We start from the raw sequence: 2,917 nt of genomic DNA, 5'->3' as shown, positions 1-2,917 counted from the left end.
GAATGCTGTGGGGTGTTATTGAGCGACTTCCTCTGCTTCATCCTCTCCGTCTGTACCAAGGAGAGTTTTTCTTTCCTGTTTGCGCTGCAGTTTCTCTTCATTCTTCTTCTTTTTCTCCAATTCCTTTTGACGCTTCTGAAACTGGAAATTCGGCTTAGCCATTGGAGCCTCTCATGTGTAAATTTGGTAGGAGCAACTTCGATCATTGCGCAAATGGAATGGATGTAACCGTCTTGCGTTGGCACAGCAACCCAAGCATCCGGGATTGCTGATGATCCGGTCATCTGCTTTACTTAAGATACGGCTTTTACAGCCTTCTTCGGTTTCTTGAGAGCCTTGACCGCGGTCGTCTTAGCCGTGGCGATTTTTGCGAGGGGGATATAGGAGGCCGGATCGGCCGGTATGAGGTCGGTAAAGTGTGATGAGATGATCTTTCTGATCAGGCCGTCGTTGAACTGTATCGTCGCCTTCATGTTGCTCAGTTCTATTACCTTGCCAACGCCCCACTCTGTCGCTATGGAATGGCTCACAACACAACCGCATTTGACAATCATCTGTTGTCTCCTTCTTTCTTACGTTCTGGGTAATGTAAAAATCGGTGGGCGAAGAGATTGGGTCGGCTGATTCGACGGACAACAGTGCGGAGCCTGCAAAAGCAGCTGTAGATACTTTACACCCATTTAATGGAAATAGATACTATAAGTCCCGAAAATCTGTATGACTTGCGGCAGGGACTCCTGTGGCGCAACGGCCTGATGGTGCAAGGTCTTCGAGAAATGTGGGTGCAATGTGGTGCCTGTTAAAGACCGGTTGGTCTGCGATCTCTTGTGACGCGGTAACGCAAATGCAGCCACTTACAGCGCAGCTAATGCTTGCGGAACGAGTGCAGGAGTGGTATCAACGGGAAGCCAAATTGGTCCGACGGGGTTCGATATGTACTCGATAATTTTTCGTGGCGCCACAGTTGTCGACGGATCAGGAAAGCCTCCATTCAAGGCTGACGTCGCAGTGGCGGGTGACCGGATAGCGGCGGTTGGCCCTGCGATGACCGGTAACGCCGCAAAGGTAGTCGACGCGGAGGGACTCATCCTTGCTCCGGGTTTTATCGACATCCACAGCCACACCGATACCACGATTTTCAGGCACCCGGGTGCCCAAAGCAAGGCGTTCCAGGGCGTCACGGTCGAGGTAACAGGAAACTGCGGACTCGGGCTCTTCCCGGTTCAGGATGACCACCTGGAGGAATTGTCCGATTTTGTGCGGATGCACGCATTCCATCTCCCCGAGGACGGCTTCGCCTGGCATGACCTCGCCTCCTATGCAGAGGAGTTGGCCGGCGCCGGCATGGGCGTAAACCTGGCGCCGCTCGTTGGGCATGCGGCGCTTCGGATCGCGGCGATGGGGATGGAGAATCGGCAACCGTCACCGGCCGAGCTCGACCGGATGCGGCAAATGCTTGATCGTGCTCTCGAACAGGGGGCCTGGGGGATGTCGACCGGGCTCATCTATCCACCTGGAAGCTTTGCCGAGACCGGGGAGTTGATCGAGCTGGCCAAGGTCCTCGCGGCTCACGATGCCCTGTATGCGAGTCACATACGGAACGAGAGCGCAGGTCTCATGGATGCTCTTGACGAAGCGATCGCCATCGGAAGAGAGAGCGGGGCGCGGGTCCAAGTCTCTCACCTGAAGGCGCTGGGAAGGAGCAACTGGGGGCGAGCCGGCGAGGCCCTGGCAAAGCTTTCCGCCGCGAGAGAGGGAGGCGTGGACGTGGCCGCCGACCAGTACCCGTACGATGCCTCCGCCACTGCGCTTGCCGCTGTAGTTCCTGCCTGGGCGCAGGAAGGGGGTGTAGCCGCGATGCTCAGACGATTGCAGACCCCGGAACTGCGGCCGCGCCTGCTGGGTGAAATCGGCAAGGAAATAGCGGCCAGGGAGGGTGCGGCAGGAATCATGATCAGCGACTGTGCCTCGCCGCAAAACCGTGACCTCGCGGGCCAAACATTGGCACAGATCGGAGGGGTTTGGCAATGTACCGCCGAGGAAGCCGCCGTCAGGCTGGTCGTGGAGGAGGAAGCCGCAGTGGGCGCGATCTTCTTCTCCATGTGCGAAGAAGACGTCATGTGCATCCTCGCTGACCCGCATGTGGCGGTCGGTTCGGACGGACACGGTCTGGATGCCGCGGCCAACGCAGGGGAATCGACCCACCCCCGCTCCTACGGCACCTTTCCCCGCGTCCTCGGACGCTATGTGCGGGAGAGGAGAATTATTCCACTGGAGGAAGCCGTCCGGAAGATGACCTCGCTCCCCGCAAGTCGGCTCGGATTCAGCGATCGCGGTCTTATCAAGCCCGGCTTCGCCGCCGACATTGTCATCTTCGATCCCGCTGCCATCAGGGACGTCTCGGATTACACAGCCCCTCATCGGTACCCGGAAGGCGTCATCGATGTCGTGGTGGGAGGAGAGTTTGTCATAGAGAATGGCAAGCTTACCGGCACCCGCCCCGGTCGTGTCCTGCTGCGGCAAAGATAACCGGCGCTTGAACCCAAAGAAATGAATGCGCCCTTCGACAGGCTCAGGGCGAACGGGTTCATGCAAGTCCTGGGAGCGGGTTCATAAGGTATCCGGCAAAGATAACCGGAGAGGAAGCGAAGGAAAGCGCCCTTCGACAGGCTCAGGGCGAACGGGTTCATGCACAGCCTGGGAACGGGCTCATGCACAGCCTGAGAACGGGTTCAGGCAAGTCCTGGGAAACGGGGTGAGGGCCGCACGAGGCGACAACAATACCGGACGTTGCAGCACTGAGAGAATTTGTTGAAGGAGTAGTTTTTGACTTTCGATCACGATCTTCTATGGGGATTACTCGGGCTCACGCCTCTTCTGGTCTACGTTGTCCTGGTGTTCCGCGACATTGATATTC

Annotated in this window: 3 protein-coding genes; 1 reads left to right on the top strand and 2 read right to left on the bottom strand. The window is 57.5% G+C overall.

Going from position 1 to position 2,917, the window contains the following annotated elements; all coding sequences use genetic code 11:
- Nucleotides 1-15: 15 nt before the first annotated feature.
- The gene (locus AC11W3_RS02900) at nucleotides 16-162 is read right to left on the bottom strand and encodes a hypothetical protein (protein ID WP_484092459.1); all 147 of its coding nucleotides are present in this window, start codon (nucleotides 160-162) and stop codon (nucleotides 16-18) included.
- A gap of 131 nt (nucleotides 163-293) precedes the next feature.
- Complete coding sequence (locus AC11W3_RS02895; RefSeq protein ID WP_484092458.1) at nucleotides 294-554, bottom strand: DUF3553 domain-containing protein; 261 nt, start codon at nucleotides 552-554, stop codon at nucleotides 294-296.
- A gap of 379 nt (nucleotides 555-933) precedes the next feature.
- On the opposite strand from AC11W3_RS02895, the gene AC11W3_RS02890 reads away from it, so the two are divergent.
- Nucleotides 934-2,529: an N-acyl-D-amino-acid deacylase family protein gene (locus AC11W3_RS02890; protein WP_484092457.1), complete on the top strand. Its 1,596-nt coding sequence runs from the start codon at nucleotides 934-936 to the stop codon at nucleotides 2,527-2,529.
- Nucleotides 2,530-2,917 lie beyond the last annotated feature (388 nt).

This window comes from Geomonas sp. (genome assembly GCF_056994735.1).
This window is presented reverse-complemented; position numbering and strand designations above follow the sequence as displayed.